Source organism: Duganella sp. GW821-FHT07G03, from assembly GCF_059418605.1.
On record NZ_JBWKQE010000056.1, the window covers coordinates 1 to 2,112 of the forward strand.

Genomic DNA, 2,112 nt, shown 5'->3' on the forward strand with positions numbered 1-2,112 from the left:
GTAAGCGTCCAGCCGCTCCACCTTCCACACAAGGCTAGTTCTGCGTAGAGTTTGGAAACGGTAGCAGCGTGTCGATCTTGTTGTTCGGACAGGTCGGAAGTTTGTCGAGGGTTTCGGCTAGCCAGCGCGCTGGATCGAGGCCATTAAGTTTGGCGGTGGCAAACAAACTTTGGATGGCGGCAGCGCGGCGGCCGGCGCGTTCCGAGCCTGCAAACAGCCAGTTCTTCTTGCCAATTGCGATTGGGCGGATCGCGTTCTCGACAGGATTGTTATCGATCGGGAGCGTGCCGGAAGTAGCGTAGCGCTCCAATGCGGCCCAGCGCTTGAGGGCATGATCGATGGCCTTGCCGGTGCCGCTGCCTGTCGCGACGGTGCGTTGCGTGGCCAGCAGCCAGGCGCGCAACTCGGCCAGCGCCGGCACGGCCTGCTGCTGGCGCAGGGCCAGGCGCCGTACCGATGTGACGTCGGCTGCTTGCTGTTCGATGGCGTAAAGCTGCGCGATGCGGCGTAAAGCCTCCTCGGCTACCGGGCTGCCATTGGCAGCATGCACATCGAAAAACTTGCGTCGAATATGGGCAAGACAAGCCAGTTCGGTCGGCCCCTGCGCGAACAAGGCCTTGTAGCCGGCATAGTCGTCCACCATCAGGTGGCCCCGCCAGTCCTGCAGGAAGGCCCGGACGTGTGCGCCGGCCCGGCTTGCCTGGTAATCAAAGATGATGATGGGTGGACCATCTTCCCACGTGCCGGATCGGTAGGCCCATAGGTAAGCCTGATGGGTCTTGCCGCTGCCGGGGTCGAGTTGGCGCACCGGTGTTTCGTCCGCATGCAGGCAAGCGCGTTGCTTGAGCAGCTCGGTAAGCCGGTCGGTCAGCGGCTGCAAGGCCACCCCGATGCGGCCGATCCACTGCGCCAGTGTCGAACGCGCCAGCGGCACGCCTTGGCGCGCCGCGATCTGCTCGATCCGGTAGAGTGGCAGGTGATCGAGGTATTTGCTGGCCGCGACCCACGCCAGCAGCCCGACGGCGGCCAAGCCGCCATCGATCACGGCTGGCGGAATCGGCGCCGCGGTGACCGTTTCGCAGGCACGGCATGCGTATTGCGGGCGGATATGGCGATGCACGAAGAAGCGGGCTGGTTCCACGTCCAGCTGCTCGCTGACGTCCTCGCCGATCTTGACCAGGCGCGCGCCGCACTGGCCGCACTGGCAAGATTCGGGCTCGTGGCGGTGCTCGATGCGAGGCAACTCCGACGGCAGGGACTGCCGCCCGGCACGCTTGCGCCGCAGCTTCGGTGGCGCTTGCGTTTCGAGTTCCTCCTCGATGGCCGCCAAGTCCGTCTCGATCGCTTCGTCAAACAGCGAGCGTTGCTCACCGGTGAGGATCTCACTCGCCTTGCCGTAGCGTACGCGGCGCAAGTACGCCAGTTCATGCGTCAGCGCCGTGATCTTGAAATCTTTCTCGGCCAGTGCAGCCTGCTGCTGCTTCACCAATGCCCGCACCTGTGCCAACATGGCAGGATCAATATTGGTGAGGGCGAGTTTGTCGAGCAGGTCCATGGCGATGCAGTGTAGCGAACCGCGCCGATGTTTACAAGCAAAATAGCTGACGTGGCTTCCTACAATTGCCACGCTGCCGGTGCCGCCGCAGTCAGGCGCTGCCAGTCCACACCCATCGTCAGCCACTGCCACTGTTCAGCGCTGATCTGCCAACTGCTTGCATCAATTCTTGGCCAGATGAAGTGCCCTTTGTGCAGCCGGCGCTGGCAAAGCCAGACCCCAGTTCCATCCCAGCACACCAGCTTCATGCGGCTGCGCGAACGATTGGTGAAAATATACATCGTCCCATCACAAGCGGGCCGACCCAGCTCCTGCTGTACGTATAAGGACAGTCCATCAGCCCCTGTGCGCATATCCACTGGCGACGTGACAAGCATGATCACATCGGCTGAAATCCGCATCACAGCCCCCGCATCAAGTCCGCCAGCCAACTGGCTGACACGTCACCGGGCACATGCAGAGTCCAGCCCCGCTCACTGTGCAGCGTGATAGGTGGCGTCATTTCGGCTACGGCATCAGTTGATGGGAGGATGACTTGTACCGGCAGCAAGGCTGGC

Annotated in this window: 2 protein-coding genes; both read right to left on the reverse strand. The window is 62.6% G+C overall.

The annotated features are described in order from the left end of the window. Nucleotides 1-34 precede the first annotated feature (34 nt). A complete protein-coding gene (gene tnpC / locus AC07OK_RS30715; protein WP_494693836.1) occupies nt 35-1,555 on the reverse strand; it encodes an IS66 family transposase in 1,521 nt (506 codons plus the stop codon). A gap of 59 nt (nt 1,556-1,614) precedes the next feature. Further along, a complete protein-coding gene (tnpB, locus tag AC07OK_RS30720; protein ID WP_494693837.1) occupies nt 1,615-1,956 on the reverse strand; it encodes an IS66 family insertion sequence element accessory protein TnpB in 342 nt (113 codons plus the stop codon). Nucleotides 1,957-2,112: the final 156 nt, after the last annotated feature.